This window comes from Pedobacter frigidisoli (assembly GCF_004331675.1).
Classification (GTDB): domain Bacteria; phylum Bacteroidota; class Bacteroidia; order Sphingobacteriales; family Sphingobacteriaceae; genus Pedobacter; species Pedobacter frigidisoli.
Map to the genome: position 1 here is coordinate 55460 of NZ_SJSN01000001.1, position 24294 is coordinate 79753.

The window sequence follows — 24294 nt, forward strand, 5'->3', positions numbered from 1 at the left end:
CTCTTCGTTATCTAATTAAGGTTACTGTACCTTTTCTCATCGTTGTTGTACCATCGCTGAAAGTAACTTCAACCATGTACACATAAACCCCTATCGGTTGATTGATGCCTTTAAAAGTTCCATCCCAACCCGTAGCCATATTATCAGACTGGAAGATTAACTGTCCCCATTGTGTGTAAATGCTCATTTTCGAACTTGCGATGGTGTTTCCAAAAATTAGGAAGATATCATTCTTACCATCATTATTTGGCGTAAACGCATTCGGAATAAATATTTGGTTACCAAAAGGATTGGTTGCCTTACCTGTAACAGGAACCGAGTTTGCACTGGTTTGGCAATCAATCTGTCCTCTTGCTCTAACAATAATCGTTACACTTTGATCAGGTTTTAAGCCGATTACCAAGTATGATGTTCCTGTAGATCCGTTAGTCGGATTTACCCAAGTTGAACCATTATCCAGTGAAACTTCGTAAGCTGTTGCTCCCGAAACCGGACTCCAAGCAAAGTTTACACTGTTTATCGTAGTCTCCTGAACAACCACAACTGGTCTGGCCAATACGGGAAGTACGGTTACTGCAACTGCTGTTCTCGTAGGACTAGCACAACCACCCACCGCAATACTTTCTACATAATATGTTGTGCTTGTGGTTAAAGCGGGCGTGGTAAAAGTTACACCCTCGGCCAACATTGTGCCACCAGAACTTGCGGCGTACCATCTGTAAATTAGACCTGTAGTTGGATTATTTACCGTTAGTATTGTGGTACTGCCTGCGCAAATGGTACCGTTTGCAGCCGTTGCCGATGCTGGTGCAGTTGGAACAGGTAAAGCAATTACGTTTACTGGCGTTCTACTTGCTGATGTACAAGATCCATTCGTTCCTTCTACATAATAAGTTCCGTTTGCTGTTACAGGAGGTGTTGTGAAATTAGTTCCTGTTCCAACAATTGTTCCGCCAGTTGGCGTAGTGTACCAATTGTAAACTACTCCTGTTTGAGGACTTGTTACTGTTAATACTGCTGTACTTCCTGTACAAACACTTACCGATGAAGATGCCACTGTTGGCACGGTTGGTTTAGGATTTACAGTTACCGTAACTTTTACCCTACCGCCGCTATTATTACAGCCACCTGCACCAATTGCTAAAATGTAATAATCGGTAGTTGCTGTTAATATTGGTGTGGTGTAAGATGATCCGGTAAACAACACGTTACCACCCGTTGCAGCATTGTACCATTCGTAGGTAACGCCAGATTGTGCATTAGAAATAATTAACGTTGTAACATCACCAGCACAAATGTTTGTTCCTGCGTTAGATACAATTGGGTTATTTGGTGTTGCGTTAACCGTTACCGTTACAACTCTTGCGGTTGCAGGCGAGTTTTCACATTTGTTATCACCTTTAACCGTTACATAATAAGTTGTTGTCGCGGTTAATACTGGTGTCGTAAATGTTGCACCAGTAAATATTGACGTTGTTAAGTTAGCGTTGCTATACCATGTAAATATTGGATTGGTAACTGTTGTAGAACTTGCTGTTAATACCGCAGCTACATTCGAACAAATTGATGTTGCTCCACTTACAGAAATATCTGTTGCCACTGCAATCGGACTAACTATTACCGTTACTGTTTTAACGTTTGCGGCGGTGTTCTCACATCTGTTTGAGCCTTTAACCGTTACATAGTAAGTAGTAGTGGTGGTTAAAGTTGGTGTAGTGAAAGTCGATCCAGTAAATGCCACGCTTGTTAACGATGCATCGTTATACCAGGTAAATACTGGGTTGATAACTGTTGTAGAACTGGCGTTGATAACCACTGTTCCGGTACCGCATATTCTTGCTGGCGTAGATAAGGTAATATCGGCAGCTGTTGCCACTGTATTTACATTAACCGTAACCACCTTAGCATTTGCTGCTGAACTTTCGCATCTGTTATCTCCTTTTACAGTTAAGTAATATTTGGTAGTTGCGGTTAAAGCTGGTGTTACAAATGTTGCTCCAGTAAATACTTTTGTTGTTAAGGCAGCATCACTGTACCAACTGAATATTGGGTTAGTTACCGTTGCTGTTGAAGCTACCAAACTGGCAGTAGATCCTGCACAAATATTAGCATCGGAAGCGGCAACATCTGTTGAGGTTGCTATTGAATTAACCACAATACTTACCGATTTGGCAGTAGCGGCAGTATTCTCACATTTATTACTGCCTTTTACAGTTACATAATAATTGGTGTTTGCAGTTAAGGTTGGTGTGGTAAATACCGATCCAACGAAAACTGCATTGGTTAAGGCTGCATCACTATACCAGGTGAATACTGGGCTGGTAACTGTTGTAGACGTTGCGGTTAGTACCGCTGTAGATCCTCCACAAATATTGGTTGAACCATTTACAATAATATCGCTTGCGATTGCAATTGGATTAACCGTAATGGTTACCGCTTTTGCATTTGCAGCATTATTTTCACATTTATCTGAGCCTTTAACCGTTACATAATAAGTAGTCGTAGCAGTTAAGTTTGGCGTAGTGAATATTGGTCCAGTAAATGCCACGCTTGTTAATGAGGCATCATTGTACCAAGTAAATATTGGGTTGGTTACGGTTGTAGAATTGGCGTTGATTACTGATGTTCCAGAACCACATACTATTGCTGGAGTAGATAAAGTGATATCTGCTGCAGTTGCACCTGCGTTTACGTTAACCGTAACCACTTTAGCTGTTGAGGCAGAACTTTCGCACCTATTATCTCCCTTAACGGTTAGGTAATATTTAGTAGTCGCAGTTAGGGCTGGTGTTACAAATGTTGCTCCGGTAAATACTTTCGTAGACAAGGCAGCATCACTGTACCAACTGAATATTGGGTTAGTTACCGTTATAGTTGTGGCCACTAAGCTAGCTGTAGATCCGGCGCAAATCGTTGCATCGGAAGCGGCAACATCTGTTGAGCTTGCTACTGTATTAACCACAATACTTACCGATTTGGCAGTTGAGGCAGTATTCTCACATTTATTTGCGCCTTTTACAGTCACATAATAGGTTGCATTTGCAGTTAAGGTTGGCGTTGTAAATACCGATCCTACAAAAACTGAGTTGGTTAAAGCTGCATCACTATACCAAGTGAAAACTGGACTGGTAACTGTGGTAGAGGTTGCTGTTAATACAGTTGCCGATCCTCCACAAATATTTGTTGAACCATTTACGATGATATCACTCGCAATTGCAATCGGATTAACCGTAATGGTTACTGCTTTTGCAGTTGCAGCTGTGTTTTCACATCTATTTGAGCCTTTAACCGTTAAATAATAAGTAGTCGTGTTTGTTAAGGTTGGCGTAGTGAAAATTGGTCCAGTAAATGCAACACTTGTAAGTGAGGCATCGTTGTACCAAGTAAATATTGGGTTGGTTACCGTTGTAGAACTGGCGTTGATTACTGCTGTTCCAGAACCACATACTATTGCTGGAGTAGATAAGGTAATGTCTGCAGCGGTTGCGCCTGTGTTTACATTAACTGTAACCACCTTAGCTGTTGAAGCAGAATTCTCACATTTGTTATCGCCCTTAACCGTTACGTAGTAAGCTTTAGTGGCTGTTAGTATTGGTGTGGTGAAAGATGCACCCACAAAAGCAACCGATGTTAAGTTGGCATCGTTATACCAACTAAATACTGGATTAGTTACGGTTGTTGAACTGGCAGCAAGTGTAGCCGTAGAACCAGAACAAATTGTCGCGTCAGCAGCAGCAATATCTGCAGCAACAGCAACCGGACTTACCGTAATGGTAACTTGTTTTCCTGTTCCAGGTGCATTTTCACATTTATTAGTTCCTTTCACAGTAACATAATAAGTGGTTGTGCTGGTTAAGGCTGGTGTGGTAAAAATTGCGCCAACAAAACTTACGTTCGTTAAGGCAGCGTCACTATACCAAGTAAATATTGGACTAGTTACTGTTGTAGATGAAGCGGTTAAAGTCGCCGAAGATCCTGAGCAGGCAACTGTACTTCCATTTACAATAATATCAGTAGTTGTGGCTAATGGATTCACAATAACAGTTACAACCTTAGCATCTGCAGCAGCATTTTCACATTTATTAGTGCCCTTTACAGTAACATAATAAGTAGTGGTTGACGTTAAGCCCGTTACCGTGAATGATGGTCCGGTAAATACAGCAGTGGTTAATGATGCATCGCTATACCAAGTAAATACCGGTTGCGTAACTGTTGTGCTCGATGCCATTAATATCACAGAACTTCCTGCACAAATCTGTGCATTGCTCACTGTAATATCTGCAGCTGTTGCAAACTCGTTAACCGTTACGGTTACAACTTTCGCATTTGCAGCTGAGTTTTCGCATTTATTATCACCCTTAACAGTTACATAATAAGTGGTCGTTACAGAAAGCGCTGGCGTTGTAAAATTAGCGCCAACATGAGCAACCGTGGTTAATGCAGCATTGCTATACCAAGTAAATATTGGGTTAACTACAGTTGTTGTTGCTGCAGATAACGCTGCCGTTGAACCTTTACAAACTGTAGTCCCACTAGCTGTAATATCGGCATCAGTTGCTGCTGGGTTAACCGTAATCGTGATTGATTTTGCAGTTGCAGCCGAATTTTCACATTTGTTATCGCCTTTAACCGTTACATAATAAGTGGTTGTTGCGGTTAAGGTTGGTGTAACGAATACCGCACCCGTAAATACTGGGGTTGATAAATTGGCATTGCTATACCAAGTAAATATTGGATTAGTTACCGTTGTACTTGATGCGGATATCGTAACCGATGAACCTCCACAAACCGTGCTTGTTCCAGCTAAATTAATATCTGTAGCAACCGCTATAGGATTAACTGTTATCGTTACTTCTTTCGAATTTCCGGCAGCATTTGCACATTTATTGGTTCCACTAACCGTAACATAATACTTAGTAGTTGTTGCAATAGCTGGCGTATTAAATACCGAGCCAACAAAAGCTACATTGGTTAAGGCAGCATCTGTGTACCAAGTAAATATTGGATTAGTTACTGTCGCACTTGTAGCCGTAAGCGTTGTTGTACCCGATGCACATAATGTACTATTTCCAGAAACTGTAATATCCGAAGCAATAGCAGATGGATTTACAGTAATTGAAACTTTAGTTCGTGTCGGATTGGCGCAGCTATTTCCATTTACAGCCTCAACGTAGTAATCGTATGTTCCTGCTGCAAGCGATGCTGAAGTAGTAAAGCTGCTGTTATTGTTAACCAACATATTTCCATTTGTAGCAGCATCGTACCAGTTATAAGTTATACCTGCAACAGCCTGAACACTTAAAGTTGCTGGCGTGTTGATACAAGTTGTAGCTGGATTCGTTGTGCTAGGAATTGGAGCTGCCGGTGGAGGCAAGATCGTTACCGTTACTTCGGTTTTTGGACTTTCGCAACCTGTTGCAGTAGCGGTAGCCGTTACTGAATAAACATAAGTTCCGGCAGTTAAAGCTGGGTCAGTTACGAAAGTTGCACCATCTTTTCCTGCTTGATAAGTAGTTCCTAAATACCATTTATAAATAATTCCAGCTTGAGGATTTGATACATTCAGCGTAGCTGATGAACCTTGGCAAGCACTAGCTGTTGCTGATGCCACCGTTGGTGCTGTAATTGTTCTTTGTGCATAATCAAAATTGATCGAAGTTAATGCACCAAGAATGCCCGACCCTAATCTTAACTCTACCCCATCAAACCTACTTGTTGGTACGTAAGTTAAAATTGCTGTGCTTCCTCCAGTTAATAACCTTAAGGTGATTAATGGATTCGATACCGAAACACCATCATTATTGCTACTTGCTCCTTGGAAAGTAGTTACCGTTAAGTTTTGCAATAGTGCTACTGATAATAACTGGGCCGGAACGGTGATTTTCAACCTTAAGGTATCGCCAACATTAGATAATGCAGGGAAACCAACTTGGTGATAAACCGAAGCACCTAATAATCCGACAGGGATCACTAAGCTAGAACCTGTATTGATATTATTATCAACTGCAAATGTTGGATTAACAACCGCTGCGCCAATCGCAATACCGTTAACACCACTCGCAACAGTTGATGTTGCCGTTCCACATGGTGTAGTTATTGGTCCGCCGTTTGGAATAACAGTTACTGTTACACTCGCCCTACTTGTTGCGGTACAACCTCCAGCTACGTTTGCTTCAACATAATAAGTTGTTGTTGCGCTAAGTTGCGGGGTTACAAATGTTTCGCCTGTGAATAGCAAGTTTCCACCAGTTGCAGCATCGTACCAATTAATGGTCGAGCCAGCAGTGCTCGAAGTTGCTTTTAATACAGCAACCGAACCTTGGGTAATGGTAATAGACGGCGGCGTAATTACTGGAATATCAATGGTTCCTAAGGTAATTGTCGCTTCAGTTCTGCTTGATAATGTTCCGCAGGCATTAACCGCAGCAACAAAGTAACTTCTGTTTGCTGTAATCAATGGCGTAGTAAAAGTAGTTCCACTGAATAATATACTGGTTGATGTTGCTGTATCGTACCAATTGTAAGTAGAACCAACAATTGGATTGCTTACCTGCAGCGTTACCGAAGTATTCGGACAAGTATTAACTGCCGCAGAAAGTAATGTTGGTGCAACTGGAGCTGGACTCGTAGTTACATTTACCACTGTTTTATAACTCACACAACCTGTAGCAGAAACTGCGGCTACAAAGAATTTAGTATCGCCAGTTAAAACAGGAGTAGTAAAGATTACGCCATCTTTTCCTGAAAGATAATTACCAGCCGAATCGTACCATCTATATGTTAAGGCTGATGATGGATTGCTCACTTCTAATTGAGCAGTTGAACCCACACAAGCACTAACATTCGATGAAGCTACGGTTGGCGCAACCAGAATCCGTTGAGCGTAATTGAAATCTATTGAAGTAAGTGCACCCAATACACCAGAGTTTATCCTCACTTCTACCCCATCGAATACGCTCGTTGGAACAAAGGTGATTAAGGCTTGCGTATTGCCACTTAATAATTGAACATTTAATAAACTATTATTTAAGAATCTAGCATCGCCATTGCTGCTTGTTCCAACGTAGGTGGTTACAGAGGCATTTCCCAATAAGGCTAATGATAATAATTTTCCTGGAGTTGATACCAAGACACGTACCGTATCTCCCACTTTAGATAAAGAACCAAATCCTACCCTTTGGAAAACCGAGGCGTTTAAAGCACCAACTGGCATTACGAGTGAAGAAGCGGTTTGCGTATCATTATCGATTGCTAAAGTTGGATTAAATAAACCCGCCAATAAAGCCACGCCGGTTACACCACCTGTTTGGGTTGATGCCGCCTCACAAGGAACAGGGTTTGGAGATCCGTTACCATCAACTGTTATTGTGATTTGAACACGACTTGCTGAGGAACATCCATTTGTAGAAACCGCCTCAACATAATAAGTAGTGGTAACTGTTAGTGGAGGAGTTACATAAGTCGATCCTGAATAAATTGGTGTAATCGCTGATGGCGAGTTGTACCAATTGAAAGTATTTGTTGCATCAGCCGAAGTAGCAGTAATGATAGCTGTTTGTCCGGCGCTAATGGTAGAAGTATTTGCCGTAACTACTGGTAAAGCTGGACGAGGATTCACCGTTACCGCAGCAGCAGTACGTGTTGCACTTACACAATTTCCTTGTACCGCCTCTACGTAGTAAGTAGTGTTGGCGGTTAATGCTGGAGTTGCAAATACCGATCCTGTAAATACCAATGTTCCGTTTGCCGCTGCATCGTACCATTTGTAAGTTACAGCAGCATCTGGATTTGCAATCGAGATAGTAGCTGAAGACCCTGAACAAACACTAGCAATTGTTGCCAATACTGGAGCAGGAAGTGCTGGAGTAACCGTTACGATTACAGGGACTCTTGTGGTATTAGCGCAAGTTCCTTTACTTACTTGAATATAATAAGTGGTGGTAGCTGTTAATGCTGGTGTTGTAAAAGTTGCACCAGTGGCCAATTGTGTTCCACCCGTTGCGGCATCAAACCAAGCTAAAGTTGTTCCACCGTTTGCAGTTGCTGTTAGGGTTGCCGTGCTGCCAGAGCAGATGGTTTGGTTTCCAGCTGTTACCGTTGGATCAGGATAGATAACCGTTGCACCATAAATGTCTAAACTGGTTAACACGGTAGCCAATGCGCCGAAGCTCACTTGAACCCTATCGTAAGCACCGCCCGCTAAAACGGTTGCAAGAAAACGATTACCCGATAAAAGTTGAAGATTTAATAATGATGAGTTTAATTGAACTGTTCTTACTGTAGCAGTTCCGTTCATTACTCTAACTGTTACATTTCCTAATGCGGTTAAGTCTAATAGTCCACCCGGCAACGCTAAATCTAAGCGAATGCTATCTGTTGCAGCGCCAACCGATGGGAAAATTAATTGTTGAATTCCTGTTGACCCCACACCAACCGCTAATGAAATTCTGGTAAAGTTGTTAGCATCTGCATCGGTTGAGTTGCCAGCGCCTGCAATCTGACACAATAGGCAAATTCCTGTGATACTCGTGTTTTGGCTATTTGCAGCGTTACAAGCCGTACCGCCACCGCCATTAATCACCGTTACAATAACTGGAACTCGAGTTGCACTTGCACAACCTGCAGCAGTAGTGGTTTCTACATAATAAGTAGTTGTAGTTGATAATGCTGGGGTTGTAAATGATCCGCCAGTAGCAACTGAAGCTCCACCTGCTGGTGTAGTGTACCAAGAAATGGTATTTCCTGCATCAGCAGTGGCTGATAAAGTAGTCGATTGTCCGGCATTGATCACCTGATTATTCGTGGTTACCGTTGCTAAATTAGCTGGAGGATTTACCGACACCGTAACAGCAGTTCTAGAACTTACTGCTGTTCCAGAAATCGCCTCCACATAAAATATAGTTTGAGCGCTTACTGCTGGAGTTACAAAAACCCCAGTATTATTGGTGGCCAATGGTGTACTTCCAGTAGATGCATACCAATTATAGGTTACACCAGCTTGCAAATTGCTTACACTTAAAGTTGCGGCACTTCCAGAACAAACCGTAGCAGAAGCTACAACTGGAGGATTAACCGTAACCGTTAAACTATAGGCGGTAGTTGCTTTATTTTGGTTGGCGTCTGTTGCCGTTAAGGAAATAATAAAAGTTCCACCCAAAGTTGGGGTTCCTGTTATTTCCCTTGTAGTTGTATTAAAACTTAATCCAGGAGGAAGATTAGTTGCAACATAAGTATATGGTGAAGTCCCACCAGTAACTGCTGGCAAGGTTTGTGTTGGATACGATGTTCCTACAATACCATCTGGTAAAGTTGCGCCTGGCAATGATAACACACCGATAATTTTAATCGCGTAAGTATTACTTGCCGTTCTATTTTGACTATCGGTTGCCGTAATGCCTATTGAATAATTACCAGCTTGTGTTGGCGTACCAGATAATTCTCTCGTAATGGGATCAAAATTTAATCCTGCTGGAAGATTACTGGCTACATAAGTGTACGGACCAACACCACCAACTGCCGATGGCAAAGTTTGCGTAGCATAAACCGTTGCTTCTGTTCCATCTGGCAAACTAGCACCTGGCAATGTCAATGGATCTATAACCGTAATGGTATAATTAGTAGTCGCTGTTTTTCCAGCATCATCCACAACCGTCACCGGGAATGTAAATGTTCCAGATTGTGTTGGTGTACCCGTAATTTCTCTTGTGGTTATATTAAAACTTAATCCTGCCGGAAGACCTGTTGCAGAATAAGTATATGGAGTTGTTCCACCAGTTGCAGATGGAATAATTTGCGTAGTATAAACCGTTCCTGTTGTTCCATTGGCCAATGTTGCTGCTGGTAAAACCAATGGATCAGTTACTTTTAAGGTATAGTTTGAAGTTATGGTATTTCCATTTGCATCAACCACAGTAACTGGAATAGTATAATTTCCAATTTGGGTTGGTGTTCCTGTAATTTCTCTCGTTGTTGGGTTAAATGTTAATCCTGGAGGAACGCCCGTTGCTGAATAAGTGTAAGGACCCGTTCCGCCTGTAGCAGCAGGAATGCCATTCGTTGTATATGGTGTTCCAGTTACGCCATCTGGCAATGCACCTGGAGCCAAGGCTAAAGCTGGTGTAACCGCTAAGGTGAATACTGCAGTTGTGCTACAGTTTTTGGTATCTGTTGCTACTACTGAAAATGTTGGATTCCCAGTTGCAGTAGGCGTTCCACTTACCAATCCTGTTGAAGATAAGGTTAAACCTGCTGGCAAAGTACTTCCCGAAGCTAAAGCATAAGTATAACCTGGGGTTCCGCCTGTTGCTACTGGAAGTTGCTTGCTATAAGGCGATGAAATAGTTGCATTGGTTAAAGTTGTACCAGCAAAAATAATCGCCGGATTAACGGTTACCACAACAGGAACTCTCGTTGTATTTGCACAAGTTCCCTTGCTTACCTGGATGTAATAGGTTGTAGTCGTTGTTAAGGCTGGTGTAGTAAAGCTTGCGCCACTTCCTACTTGTGTACCGCCTGTTGCAGCATCAAACCAAGTTAAAGTTGTTCCACCGTTTGCGGTAGCAGTTAATGTCGCTGTTGTTCCTGAACAAATGCTTTGAGCACCTGCAGTTAACGTTGGGTTTGGATAAACGATTGTCGCTCCATAAATATCCAAGCTTGTCAGTGCCGAAACTACCGCACCGAAACTCACCTCAACGCGATCGTAAACACCTCCAGCTAAAACAGTTGCAGTGAAACGATTTCCACCTAAAAGCGTAAGATTTAGTAATGCAGAGTTGATGGTAACCGTTCTAACAACACTTGCACCATTTAAGATCCTAACCGTAATATTATTTAGAACACCGACATCTGCTAGTCCACTTGGCAGGGCCAGGTCTAGGCGAAGACTATCGGTGGCAACACCTGCAGACGGGAAGATTAATTGTTGGTAACCTGTTGCGCCCACGCCTACAGCAAGTGTTATTCTTGTAAAGTTACTGCCATCAGCATCTGTAGAATTTCCAGCCCCAGTAATTCCACATAATAAACAAATACCATTAATTCCAGAATTTTGAGTATTCGCAGCATTACAAGCTGTTGAGCCACCACCAGTAATTACGGTAACTGTAACAGGCACACGAGTTGCACTTGGACAACCTGCTGCACTGTTAGTTTGAACATAATAAGTTGTTGTAGTGGTTAATGATGGTGTTGTAAATGAATTTCCAGTACCAACTTGGGTTCCACCTGTTGCGGCATCGAACCAAGTGATGGTATTTCCTGCATCAGCAGTAGCTGATAAGGTAGTTGATTGACCAGTATTGATGACCTGATTATTTGTGGTAACCGTTGCTAATGTTGCAGCTGGGTTAACCGAAACCGTAACAGATGTTCTCGTGCTTACTGCTGTTCCAGAAACCGCCTCAACATAAAACACAGTTGATGAAGTAACTATTGGCGTTACAAAAATACCCGTTGTATTAGTGGCCAACGGCGAACTTCCTGTCGCTCCGTATAAATTATAAGTTACAGCCTGTACATTACTAACTGTTAAAGTTGCGGTACTGCCAGAACAAACTGTTGTAGAAGCTACTACCGGTGCATTCACCGTAACCGTAATGGTGTAAGCTGTTGTCGCTTTGTTTTGGTTGGCATCTGTAGCGGTTAAGGAAACCGTAAATGTTCCACCTTGTGTTGGTGTTCCCGAAATTTCGCGGGTGGTATTGTCAAAAGTTAATCCTGGAGGAAGACCAGTTGCAGCATAAGTATAGGGAGCAGTTCCGCCTGTTACAGCAGGCAAAGTTTGAGGTAAATAAGATGTACCGACAACCCCATCTGGCAAAGTTCTGGTTGGTAAAGTTAATGTTCCAATTACTTTTATTGCGTAAGTGTTACTCGCGGTTTTGTTCTGACTATCAGTTACTGTAACGCCTATCGAATAGTTTCCAGCTTGCGTTGGTGTTCCTGTAATTTCTCTCGTTAACGGATTGAATGATAATCCTGCAGGAAGACTACTGCCTACATAAGTGTATGGACCAACACCACCAGTTGCTGCGGGTAAGATTTGGGTTGCATAAACAGCACCCTCATTTCCATCGGGCAAGTTTGCAGCTGGTAAAACTAAAGGATCGGTTATGGTAATTGAATAATTAGTCGTTACCGTTCTGTTGTCTCCATCTTTAGCCGTAACCGGAACAACAAAAGTTCCTACCGCGGTTGGCGTCCCTGTAATTTCTCTCGTTGTTTCGTTAAAAACTAAACCTGGAGGAAGTCCTGTTGCAGTATAAGTATATGGAGTTGTTCCGCCCGTTGCCGATGGAATAATTTGAGTGGTATAAACTGTTCCTGTTACGCCGCTAGCCAAGGTTGCTGGCGGAAGCAGGAAAGGATCAGTAATTTTAACCGTATAGTTTGAAGTAACGGTATTTCCATTTGCATCTACAACGGTTACTGGAATCGTGTAAACTCCCGGAACGGTTGGTGTTCCTGTAATTTCTCTAGTCGTTGGGTTAAAAGTCAATCCAGCAGGAACACCTGTTGCAGTGTAAGTATATGGCCCAGTTCCACCGGTTGCGGCTGGAATAGTTCGAGTTGGATAAAGTGTTCCTGTTATACCATCAGGTAATGCACCAGGCGTTAATGCCAATGCTGGTGTAACCGTTAAGGTATAAGCTGCAGTAGCTGTACAATTTTTGGTATCGGTAGCTACAACAGAAAAATTATAGGTATTTGGAATTGTTGCAGTACCCGTAATTGATCCTGTAGATGAAAGTACCAAACCTGTTGGCAATGTACTTCCAGCGGCCAAAGCGTAAGTGTAACCTGCTGTTCCACCTGTTGCAACATCCAATTGTTTACTATAGGCAAAACCTGGAGTTGCATTGCCAAGGGTAGCGCCATTGAATATGATTTGAGGATTAACCACAACATTTACGGGAACTCTTACCGATTCTAATGTACAATCAGCACGTTTCGCGGATACGTAATAAGTTTTATTTGCGGTTAATAATGGTGTTGGAAAACCTGCATTATAAGCTACAGTTGCAAGGGCTGTTCCTCCATCTGCAACATCATACCATACCAGTTGATTACCTGCCGCAGTTGTGGCCTGTAAATTTGCGCTGGTATTGTAACATGCATTTACTGTGTTGGAAATAGGTAACGTAAATGTTGGAAATGCAGGACTTCTACTGATATCATAAATCTCTACATATTGGGTAACGTTCGCACTCACCAACGTAGATAAACTAATGGTTACGCGATCGAAAGCAACACCTGGTGCAAAAGGAACGGTAACAACTTGACCATTGTTGAGTAGCCCTAATAAATCTAAACCTAATAAGCTTGAGGCAGCAGCACTGTAAACTGGAGTTGTTCCATTATATGCCGTTACCATCAAATTATCAAACAGCTTTAGGTTAACCAATGCTGGTGACGTTCTTAAACGTAAATTGAAATTATCTGTAGTGTTAGAAAGCGTAGGGAAATAAACGTTGATACTCTTAGAGGCAGCAACACCCACAACGCCAGTACTTAAACTATAGAAAGTATTTTTATCATTATCGATAACCTTTTGAAACTCAAAATTCTCGGCTCCAGCCAAGTTTAATGCATCTAAAGAGATTCCTTGTTCATCATAATTGGCGTAAACATTAGCATCGCAGTTATCATTACCATCAATCGTGTAAGCGTAATAAACATTGGTTTTTCCAGTTGTGGTCAATAAAAGCCCTGTTGTTCTATCAATAATATAAACCTTATCGTAAATCTCATTTGGAGTGATTGCGATATAAGTGTAACCGTTTTTATCTTTTACTATTTTAATACTCGAATTGTTATCAAAGCCTTGTGCACTCGATCTACTCAAAATTGTGGTACCTGCGGGTCTTTGGGCACCAACCTCAAAATTGTGATTACCAATAACCAAACCGCCAACAATGTCTGCCACTAAGCCTCCTAACGTTCCACCCAATAATCCGTTCAGTGCAGATTGATCAAAATCAATTCTGATGTATGTTGTTTTGTTTGCAGGTATGCTATTAGGAAACTTCAAGGTAATTCCACCTGAATAAGCTCCTAGGCCTAATGCTGCACCACCGTAAGAGTTAAGAGTAGCAAAATTTGCATCACTAGTGCTCACTGCGTTGTCAATATTATCAACATGCGATGGGCTGAATGAAAATGGCTTAATTTCTGTAACCGTATTTGCAAAAACTTTGGTTTGTGCATACGAATTAGAATAAAAGAGCGTTAATAGAATGATGATTGCAAATACAGAAGCATTGCAAGCTATTCCTTTTAAGGAACGAGAAGTAAAAGTTTTCATCATGTCAGGCGTAATTTAGGGTGACTTACAAATATCAATGCGCTTTCTAACTACCTAGGCAAGGCATTATATAATTATGACAAATCTATATTTAGATTGATCACCTATCTTATCCATTGCTATTCATTCTTTATGCAATCGTTTTCATTCATTTTATTCATAGAATACATTATTGACTAAAAGATTTTACGTTTCGTGAAATTATGATGACATTAGCTGTAGTCATCCCATATACTAATGAACGTTAACGAACTCCTCAACGAGCTCAGGAAGTTTGTACTTATAAAGTCTGGATTGAGAAATATCGATCCCGCCCATTGTAAGATTATTTCTGAGTATGTATTTCAAGAAACTAAGAACTACGTTAGTGAAACCACTATAAAGCGTTTTTTTGGTTTTGCGAATACGCAGCATAAGTTCTCTCTATTCACCTTAAACAGTTTATCACAGTATATCGGTTACAACGATTGGGATTTATTTTGCAAGGACAAGGAAAATAAAACGACCGAGGTTCAAAGTATTTGGCAAGATTTAAAGTTAAAAGCCCAAGTAATTACTGAGGTATCGCTCATTGCGAAGAAAAACAATTCTGGCGTTCCCTTTAAGGCAACAGCGAACAGAAGTTTCTTTTATCCAGATTTTGATTACTTTTTCAAAAACAACTATCAGTTTGCAACCGTAAGTGCACAGCCAGGGCAAGGCAAATCGATATTATTGGCACATCTCGTTGAATATTTCTTTGTTTCAGAAAATGCTATTTACAAAAATGACATTGTTTTACTAATCAACTCAACGAGGATTAATTCCATTATCGCGAACGGGATGACACTAAAAGATTGGTTTTTAAAGGAGTTTAAGTTTGGAAGCTTAAGCGAAATGATCATGTACTTTAAAAAGAATCCTGATAAACGCGAAGGCAGATTTGTTCTTATAGTTGATGGAATTGATGAGCGACTATCAAAATCCGAATATTTCAAAACCTTTATCGATTTCCTTTACAGTATTGAGGAGAATAGCTTTTTAAAAATTATTTTTGGCCTAAGAACCAATAGTTGGATAAATCTTCAACCCGCAATATCAGGCTCGGCCTTTTTAAGTAAGGCATGGTATACAGGTTTATTTTACGATGAAGAAAAATTAAGCAATCTACCAGCATTAAATGAAGAAGAGGTTCTTTTCACCTTAAGTCATATAGAAAATAAAGCTGTAACTAAAGCGGATATTAGTCCAACCTTGCTAAATCAATTTAAAACACCTTTTTGGATTCAGGTGTATTTTAAGCTAAAGGATGAAAATAATCTTTTGGATTTAAGCAATCCATTGTTGTGCTACGAACTAATTAATTATTTTCTAGAACGGCGGGTATTTTTAGCAAAAAAGAGTACAGAAAAAATATTTCTTCTAAAAAAGATTGGCGATTGCATCTCCGAAAGGAATAATAAGTTGAGGGTTGCCAAAGAGAAAATCTTAAACTATATTAATTGCTATCCCGAAGCTTATGAGGAGTTACTGCACTCGGGAATAATTATTGAGGAAAAGAGATTCACTACCTCAATACCTACCGAGGTAGTTCGTTTTATAAATAACGAGATTTACACCTACTTTTTATTCATTCAAATTACCGAAAAATTTGAGTACAAATCCTGCAAGGGATTTTTTGAGCATATATTAACAAGCTTTGCAAAACAACCATTGCTTAGGGCACATATTTTAAATTGGGCCATAAGGTTTTGTATCACTAGAAATGAGATTGCAGAATTGAAGAATATATTTAAGCTTCCGTTCACCAATCAAGAAAAAAACGAATCTTTCGATTTTATCTGCTACATCTCAAGGCACGAACTGGCCAAACCAAATGGTACTTTTAATAAGCAAACCATTGGCATCGATTTTATTGATATTATGGCTACTGGCCGAACAATGAGTAGTCTCTATAAGGAAACTGTTAAAATAATTTCGGAAAATGTGCTCAATGAAGATGTTCAAATGATGCTGCACATTATAGAATGTAACATTTATTTAATCGACGTTGATAAAATTTCGTTACAGAACACCATGCACTTATTGAAACGAAATTATAAGAGATTGGGAGAGCTCTTCCCGATAAATCCTTATGATTTGATTTTATATTTCTACAACAACTTGGTTAGCAAGCCGAACGAAAGTAAAACATTAGAAGACAAGATCATTAAGTTATGTCAAGAAATAGATAGAAGTGCGCCAAAAAAGAACGAAGAGCTCACTACTGAAGAAGTTTTGTGTTACCGTTTGGTGCTCATTACGCTGTTCTCTCAAAAAAATTATGCAGAATGCCACCGCTTTATAATGGCAATACTGAATAAGTACCCAAATATATTTTACATCAGGCATTCTGTTTTTTCCCCATTTCTACTTTTACATTTAGGTCAAACCTATTTAAAATTGAATTATCTTAAGAAAGCACAAAGAATTATACAGTTTGTAGATAAAATAATTGATAGCGAGTATACGTATTACACCAACTTTATTTTAACAGGATTTAATATTTTTAAATCTACCTTTTACAATTGCATTCACAATTACGAACAGGCCATAATTGAGGCAGATTTAGGGTTGGCCATAGCAGAGAAGCACGATTTTAAGATGTTCGAAATTTCATTAATCCTGAGTAAGATAGACGCGTTGAAACATTGCGAAGCATCAGAAGAGGTATCAACCGCAATTAAGGATTTGCTTACATTTTTAACGGTGCACAAAATTCCAATGCCAGAATATTCCAATTTAAATGGCGGAGAATTCGAGGATACCTTTAAAATCTTAAAATCGTACCGCAAACATCAAAGCGCATAATCTGAGTTCGATTATTAAGATACTTGGTCGTAGGTTATTTGACGCTTTGTATGACCGGTCGTCACCCTGAAATCATTTCAGGTTCTTAATTGCAGGGCAACTTAGCATCAAAGATGCTGAAATAAATTCAGCATGACGAAATGAGGAGCCAAATCGTCATAAAAGCACCTTCAATTTTAATTACAATCGAACTTAGCTTATTACTTAATTAAGTTATACAATTCATCCAATTTTGGAGATAGAACAATTTCGATTCTTCTATTTTTACTTCTACCATCGGCACCAGTATTCGATCCAAGTGGTTGAAACTCTCCCTTGCCGGTAGCTGTCATTCTCACGCTTTCTACCTTTTCATTATCCGTTAGATAACGAACAACCGAAGTAGCCCTTAAAACGCTCAAATCCCAATTGTCCTTAATCTGACCAAGGTTATTTATTTTCTGATTATCGGTGTGTCCCTCAACAGCAATATTTATTTCGGGTTGTTGCTTTAATACGATAGCCAATTGGGTAAGCGCCTGCTTGCCCTTTTCGTCGATGATGATACTTCCCGATGGGAATAATAGTTTATCGGTAAGCGAAACGTAAACCTTACCATTTTTAATCTCTACAGTTAAACCATTTTTGGTGAAGCCAAGTAAGGCCTGTTGAAGTTTCTCTTTTAACGAATTAGTTGCTTCATCGCGTTTGCGTAAAACTTCCTCAACCTCTTTCAATCGCTTTTCACGAGCAGCTAAATCGCCAGATAATTTTGTAATTTCTGTTGAAGAATTATTCTTTAGTTTTTTATAATTCGCATCAACCTCATTGTAGTTGGTCTGCAGATCACGAAGTTCTTCAGCCATTAAAGTGGTGTCCCTTTTTAGTTTAGCAACTTCTTTATCCAAATTCTCAATTTTAATTAAGCCCTCATTAAAAGCAGTGTACAACGAATCTTTACTACCCAATAAAGCCTTATATTTTTTCGGCGATAAGATTACGCATGAGGTTAACGATGAAATGAACAAGAGAATGGCAAAAGCTAGAAAGGTATGTTTCATATTATAGTATCAAGATTTTAGTATCAAGTATCAAGACCCAAAATCGGTTTTTGAAATTTGGTTATTGATTTACTGCGTTTCTCAAAAATACAACTAATGGTTGTACCATATTAAAATAACTTATTAACTTATCAACGAACGCAGGATCAAAAAATTCTTTGTCCTCAATTTTCATGGTAGCCTCAAAACTTTTAAGCTTTAAAAATTCGATGTTCGGATCGGCAGGGTCGTAGCCTTTTGGTGCATTTTTCAAGGCATTATCTACGCCAAGCTTGAAGTTCTTTTTAAAATCCTTGTTCTCGATAACCTCCTTAAAATCACCGATGTTGTAATCTATTTCCTGTCTGATCAATTTTAGATGTGGCGCATCTGGCATCCAATAACCGCCAGCGATGAAACTTTTACCCGGTTGAATATGCAAATAATAACCCGGTTCATTTCCACCTTTTTTAGTAGAAAACCACATACCAAAGTTATTTTTATAAGGATCTTTATTTTTACTGAAACGAACATCGCGGTAAATCCGCAATAGGCTTTTCTTCGGATCAGCATCTGCTGAAAGTGTTGGATCTATCTTCGCCAGCGCCGGAATAATTTTGCCTACCATCTCTAAAACATCAGCCTTTGCTTCTTCATAAACGGCTTTGTTTTCGGCAAACCACTCTCGGTTGTTATTTTCTGCTACGTCTTTTATAAACTTGATGGTACTGGCTTTAAGCATGAATTGATATTAATGGAAAAATACTGGAGGGAAACGATTCGTTCCCTCATTTACTGAACAAAAAACATGGGTATAATCGCAGATAACGACAATAACACCGTTGCAATTAGATAAAATGATGCCTCTTTATGCTTCACGGCCAATTGATACACCGTAAATAAAAATGCAGCAACTACAACTAATATCGCTGGAATGGTTATTAATTCGGTTATTGCACCAAAAACCACATTTTGTTGAAAGCGGGAAAACAAGCCAATAAAGGTTGCTAATAAATAAAAAGCAGATAAAATTGTTAAATAAAATATGCTTTTGGTTAAAGTATTGCTATTCATGATTGATTAGTTCTTCTGATACAAATAAATTTTTACACAACTAAAGATAACTTATTTATCGTAATAAGGTTTATACTTTATATTCGGCGATAGTACATGTAATAAAATAATTCTCGAATAACGGTAATTAAAGGGATATAATATAAAGCAACCTGCAAAAATCGCGATAAGGTAATGCCAAAAAGTAGCATCGGTTAATGGCCCAAAAATTAAATAAGTAAGGAAACTTACTGCAAGCATTTCGATTACATTCATAGCGTAACTTACATACATGGCTGCATAAAAATAGCCCGGCTCAATTTCAATCCGCTGTGCACAATAACTGCAGATCTCTTTGGTGTGTTGAATATTCCAACCATACATACTGCCGGTAAAAATATCGCCTCTACGGCAATGCGGACATTTGCAGTGGATAATAGCGGAAAGCTTTGAAGTCCTTTCGGCCATATTTAATTGAGATTGAAAGGTTCTTTCTTCATGTTAAGGTGAACATTCTTTTTGCGGTATTTTTTATACCAAACCACGCCCACAATAATGGCCATTAAGTAGGGTACAGCAAGCAAATATAAAACCCCAGTATTTAAACCCGCTGAAACGGTATTGCCATTTTTTACACCTTGCTCTGCATTGATGCTACACATGGCGCATTGCGCATTAACCTCAGGCACAATTGCAAAACTGAAAACGAGCACAAATAAGATAAAAACCAATTTCTTTTTCATCACCACAAATATAATGAATAAACGAGTGAAGGGTGGCAAAAATTATGTCATAAAAAAACCCCGCTGAAAAGCGGGGTTTTAAGAGATCGTTAAAATATGGAGCTAATTTTTATAATAAAGATCCAGTAAAAGTAAAGTCAGGATGTTCAACACTTATAAATTGACCAAGTGTTTCACCTGTAGTTGGGTGAGTAAAATAGCCTAATGTAAAAGTATCAACGTTTAACCTTTGTGTAGTTAGTGGCGCCATATTAGCAACGATTAGACCTGCATTACCTGTTGGTGTACCTGCAGTAAATTTAAATACTCCTGCATCGTTTTTGGTATAGGTAAAAGGAAAATCGCCAAGAAATCTACTTGCTCCTTGATAGATATCGGTGGTCAAGGTCATTTTTTTATTTAAAACGACAAAAGCAAATGTCATTTTATCTAGTCTTAAGCCATAAGGACCAGCTAACATTGCAGCAGCTGCAGAAGCTCTCCTTGCTTGGAAATCAGCTGACCATCCTGGATACGTTGTTGCAAAAGGCGCAACTATAGATGAAAATTTAACACCTAATAATAAGTGTAGTGGTAATAATGGTGTAGGAGAATTTTTAATGATGTATTCTTTCCCTGCAGCATCGTACGCAGCCAAAGTTGTCGCATCTTTCCATGCGAACTTAACAAATGTAATTCCTTGGTAAAGTACACCTCCGCTTAAAACAGATGCACCATCAAGTGAAAAAGCAAATTTGCCTGTGCTTGAAGCAATTGATCCATCAGCTAATATACCAGAAAAATTCACCCTTTTACCTGAACCTACTGAAGTTGTAAAATCAAATCCAATACCAGCCTTTAAGGTAGCGTTGCCTGATAAAATATCAACGTATGCATTGGTATTAGTAGCAAAGAAACTCTTAAATTTATCAATTGCTGTTTTGTAACCACCAGCTTCATATACAGCTTTCTGTGCTGCCGTTGCTTTAACTAACCTAAAAGGCTGACGGTATTTTTTACCAGTAAAAATGATACTATCTGGCGTAGAATGATCATAAATAAATTCTACGTCACTCTTGTGTCCAGAACCAGTAACGCCACCAAAAGAAGCAGGGTTTGGATCATCTAATAACGAAATGGTGTTGTAAGTATCGAAAATCAGTTCTGCTCCAGCATTTGCTTTTACCCTAAATGTTGAAGTTCCAACTGTGGTAGAGGCCGCCGTAGTTGCATCACCATACATCTTTACAACTTGGGTGGGTCCATCAAAACTGATGTAAAAACCGTAACCTCCACCAGCTTGCGTTGGTAAAGTGGCAATCCATCCATTTGGTGCCGTAGTTAAAATTGTGTTTACCTCAGCTATTGCTTTTTGCATTCTAACTTCTGGAAGCTCATCGAATGCTAATTCAAATGAAGATTTTTTACAGCTTGCAAATGCGAGCAAGACCATAAATAAATATAATAATCTTTTCATATTCTATAATGCTTGTCCTAATAGTCCGTAAAAATTATTTGTAGGTGTACCACTTAAGTAAAAACCACCATATTGATTGTAGTTTGCAGGATCAATTGTTGGAGGTAACCAATCAGCAATAAATGTTTTCCCAGTCAGATAGGCTTGAATACTATTAGTAAATGCGGCTGTAAATAGTGTTGCGTTTGCGTAAGAACCCGTTGTTCCCGCTTGTGCAACTTTTGTAAAAGTAACGGCTCCTGTTGTTGGGTTAATAGTATAAGTAAATGTATAATCCGCAAAAAATTGAGTTCCTCCAGCAGCTGCAGTAAATGCAGCACGAACTGTTAATGCTGTTGTTGATTCAAATCTAAACTGTAAATAATCCATATGGTATTTCGCAGTCGTATTAACAGCTAAAATAGCAGCTTTAAATGTATTATAAGGCGTAGAAAAGTCAGATGATGTCGCATTTGCAGAATATATACCGTCCTCCAAATTAATAGTCATAGTTTTATACAAATTCTGACCCATCCAATAACGGAAACTAGCATTTTGATAATTATAAGTTTTTCTTACAACCTCTTGAATTTCTTTTTGTAGTGCTCTAAAATCTATACCAAGGTTGGTGTTGAAATATTGAACCACACTAGCTTCCTTAGCTTTCAATGCCGCTTTACCCGCTACAGACGAACCATTTGCCCAAGCGTCGAACCAGGCCTGACCCAATACTAATAGTGATGTAGTAGTTTCCGCAAAATCTTCTCCAGGTTGACTTGATGCATAAGGAGTAACATAACCATTCGCACGTGCAGTAGCATCACTTACAGTTGTCCAAGTAGCCAGATATGTAGATTTTGTAATTAACTGAAAATCAACAGGCATAGGCACAATTTGGTTTAAAATATGCGTAAATTCATGATGAATGGTTCTTAATTTACCAACAACAGCTCCAGTATTGGTTAAATCAAAATTATTCAAATCATAAATCGTTATATTTCTCCCAGCTGCTGCTGTAGCAAGCGTATAAGAATTATCAGGGTTATAAGATCCTGAGCCAAATAATACAAACTGTTTAGGAGAATATTTTTTAATAAAAGTAGTCCCCGCAATTTTTCTGTATGGTAATAGAAAGCCCTCTAGAACTGTTTGCATTTGCGGTTGTACTTTCTCAACTTTCACCGAAGCGACGTCTCTATCATCTCCATGGTAAAAGCGATTATAGCGATAAATTACATCAATATTGTACTCATTTAAGAATGTGGTGGTAAGCCAGGTATCTAATGGAGTATTAGCCACGGGATTATCAACATTCAGCTTTGCGAAATCAACCGATACTGGGTCTTCTTTACGGCATGATACAATCACGGAAATAAAGAACAGTGCAGCAAAAATTTTAAATATATTTTTTTTCATAACATTTAAATTTATTATCTAGGATTTAATGGAACACCAGATAGAAGTGCTTCTTGAGGTATTTGAAAAACTCGGCGCAAATCATTAGGAGCCAGATCCTTAAATGTTTCAACCCCGAATGTATCATATTGATTGTGAGTGACAGTTAAGCCTTTTCTCACAATATCTAACCATCGGATTCCCTCTTGTAAAAATTCTGCTTTTTTACTTTCTAAAATAAGTTTAATTATTGCTTCTTTTGAATCCGCTATATTATAGAAAACAGTAATTTTGGGTAATGTAGCCACATCTGTAGAGGCGCTATAATTGGTGATTTTTGTACTTAAAAAGATATTCACATCTCTTAAGGAATTATCAAATTGGCCTAATTCTGCATATGCCTCAGCCCTGTTCATTAATGATTCATCAACAGTCAATAATGGAGCAATCAAATAAGGGTAACCAATATCGGCACCTGGACTTGTGCGGAAAAAATATTCCTTAAACTTATATGTGGTGTAGTTTGGAGCTCCGTACGATAAAATTTTATCCGCTCTAGTTTTTCCAGTGAAATTACCCGCTGTACTGAACATTTTCACCAAATTGATTCCATAACCATATCTTGGTGAAGTTTGTCTTTGCCATAAAGAATACTGTTCTGTTAATAACAAAGAAGATTTTTGATCAGATCGTGTAAATGCACTTCTAAAATCTTCAGCTCCATATGCCCTATAAATGGTATTAAGAGGCCTCAAATTATTGTAAAAATCATTTGCAGGTACCGTAGCTGTAGAATGATCAATTACTTTTTGCCATTCACCTTTAAATAAATAAAAGCGAGATGCAAAAGCATGTGCAGCAGCTGGAGTAAAATGATATTTTGGAACACTGTACGCAGAAGATGATAATAAAGCTATTCCTTCAGTTAAATCTTTCTCAATTTTCGCATAAGTTGCTGCAACTGTTTCTCTATCATACTGAACGATAACTTTCGTTTCTGGTGCTGTAACATATGGAATACCAGGAGAATTATTTGCACCACCAATTACATATGGTTTGGAGAAAAAAGTAACCAACATAAAATGTGCATAAGCACGTGCTAACAATGCTTCGCCCTTATAAGGTAAAACACCTGTACCAAGATTATTCTTTTCGATGGCTTCTAGTGCTTGATTTGCCGCAGCAATTCCTTCGTAGCATCCATTCCAATAGCTTGTTGTTGATCCGGTCTGGTCACCAATTAAATCTTGCCAGTTGTACGGTCTTGCGATTACATCATCTAAGCTTCCAACACCACTTCCTTTATCTTCAGTATTATCTGAGTAGCTTTCAGTAAAATAATAATAATCATTTCTAGGATATGCTGTAGTTACTAACTGAGCAACTTTATCAATTGTATTTATTTCAGTTCTATTATCAGGTTCTTTGTCTAAATACTTATTACATGATTGTGTAGTAAGCAAAAGTCCAAGTCCGAATAAAAGAGATTGTATTTTGTTTAATTTCATAATTTTA

General features: G+C 39.1%; 10 protein-coding genes. 1 reads left to right on the forward strand and 9 read right to left on the reverse strand.

Features of this window, described 5'->3' with window-relative positions; genetic code table 11:
* Nucleotides 1-7: 7 nt before the first annotated feature.
* Nucleotides 8-14308 carry an Ig-like domain-containing protein gene (locus EZ449_RS00200; RefSeq protein ID WP_131555947.1) on the reverse strand — a complete coding sequence of 4767 codons (14301 nt, stop codon included), beginning with the start codon at nt 14306-14308 and terminating at the stop codon, nt 8-10.
* Between the two features lie 234 nt (nt 14309-14542).
* Here EZ449_RS00200 and EZ449_RS00205 point away from each other — a divergent pair, with 234 nt between their 5' ends.
* Nucleotides 14543-17134, forward strand: a complete 2592-nt coding sequence (locus EZ449_RS00205; protein ID WP_131555948.1) for an NACHT domain-containing protein — start codon at nt 14543-14545, stop codon at nt 17132-17134.
* Nucleotides 17135-17334: 200 nt separating this feature from the next.
* On the opposite strand, the gene EZ449_RS00210 is transcribed toward EZ449_RS00205, so the two are convergent.
* The 8 genes from EZ449_RS00210 to EZ449_RS00245 form a co-directional block, all read right to left on the reverse strand.
* Nucleotides 17335-18174: an OmpA/MotB family protein gene (locus tag EZ449_RS00210; RefSeq protein ID WP_131555949.1), complete on the reverse strand. Its 840-nt coding sequence runs from the start codon at nt 18172-18174 to the stop codon at nt 17335-17337.
* Between the two features lie 61 nt (nt 18175-18235).
* Complete coding sequence (locus tag EZ449_RS00215; RefSeq protein WP_131555950.1) at nt 18236-18895, reverse strand: DUF2461 domain-containing protein; 660 nt, start codon at nt 18893-18895, stop codon at nt 18236-18238.
* A 50-nt stretch (nt 18896-18945) separates the two neighbouring features.
* Nucleotides 18946-19227 carry a hypothetical protein gene (locus EZ449_RS00220; protein WP_131555951.1) on the reverse strand — a complete coding sequence of 94 codons (282 nt, stop codon included), beginning with the start codon at nt 19225-19227 and terminating at the stop codon, nt 18946-18948.
* Between the two features lie 51 nt (nt 19228-19278).
* A complete protein-coding gene (locus tag EZ449_RS00225) occupies nt 19279-19674 on the reverse strand; it encodes a DUF983 domain-containing protein (RefSeq protein WP_131555952.1) in 396 nt (131 codons plus the stop codon).
* A 2-nt stretch (nt 19675-19676) separates the two neighbouring features.
* Complete coding sequence (locus EZ449_RS00230) at nt 19677-19949, reverse strand: hypothetical protein (RefSeq protein ID WP_131555953.1); 273 nt, start codon at nt 19947-19949, stop codon at nt 19677-19679.
* 109 nt (nt 19950-20058) lie between these two features.
* The gene (locus EZ449_RS00235) at nt 20059-21405 is read right to left on the reverse strand and encodes a DUF4302 domain-containing protein (protein WP_131555954.1); all 1347 of its coding nucleotides are present in this window, start codon (nt 21403-21405) and stop codon (nt 20059-20061) included.
* A 3-nt stretch (nt 21406-21408) separates the two neighbouring features.
* Nucleotides 21409-22800 carry a substrate import-associated zinc metallohydrolase lipoprotein gene (locus EZ449_RS00240; protein WP_131555955.1) on the reverse strand — a complete coding sequence of 464 codons (1392 nt, stop codon included), beginning with the start codon at nt 22798-22800 and terminating at the stop codon, nt 21409-21411.
* 14 nt (nt 22801-22814) lie between these two features.
* A complete protein-coding gene (locus tag EZ449_RS00245) occupies nt 22815-24287 on the reverse strand; it encodes a RagB/SusD family nutrient uptake outer membrane protein (RefSeq protein WP_131555956.1) in 1473 nt (490 codons plus the stop codon).
* Between the last annotated feature and the right edge of the window lie 7 nt (nt 24288-24294).

What these genes read in the sequence shown, in the direction of transcription:
- EZ449_RS00200 (WP_131555947.1), bottom strand. Translation starts at nt 14,308, where the DNA reads ATGATGAAAACTTTTACTTCTCGTTCCTTAAAAGGAATAGCTTGCAAT.
- EZ449_RS00205 (WP_131555948.1), top strand. Translation starts at nt 14,543, where the DNA reads ATGAACGTTAACGAACTCCTCAACGAGCTCAGGAAGTTTGTACTTATA.
- EZ449_RS00210 (WP_131555949.1), bottom strand. Translation starts at nt 18,174, where the DNA reads ATGAAACATACCTTTCTAGCTTTTGCCATTCTCTTGTTCATTTCATCG.
- EZ449_RS00215 (WP_131555950.1), bottom strand. Translation starts at nt 18,895, where the DNA reads ATGCTTAAAGCCAGTACCATCAAGTTTATAAAAGACGTAGCAGAAAAT.
- EZ449_RS00220 (WP_131555951.1), bottom strand. Translation starts at nt 19,227, where the DNA reads ATGAATAGCAATACTTTAACCAAAAGCATATTTTATTTAACAATTTTA.
- EZ449_RS00225 (WP_131555952.1), bottom strand. Translation starts at nt 19,674, where the DNA reads ATGGCCGAAAGGACTTCAAAGCTTTCCGCTATTATCCACTGCAAATGT.
- EZ449_RS00230 (WP_131555953.1), bottom strand. Translation starts at nt 19,949, where the DNA reads ATGAAAAAGAAATTGGTTTTTATCTTATTTGTGCTCGTTTTCAGTTTT.
- EZ449_RS00235 (WP_131555954.1), bottom strand. Translation starts at nt 21,405, where the DNA reads ATGAAAAGATTATTATATTTATTTATGGTCTTGCTCGCATTTGCAAGC.
- EZ449_RS00240 (WP_131555955.1), bottom strand. Translation starts at nt 22,800, where the DNA reads ATGAAAAAAAATATATTTAAAATTTTTGCTGCACTGTTCTTTATTTCC.
- EZ449_RS00245 (WP_131555956.1), bottom strand. Translation starts at nt 24,287, where the DNA reads ATGAAATTAAACAAAATACAATCTCTTTTATTCGGACTTGGACTTTTG.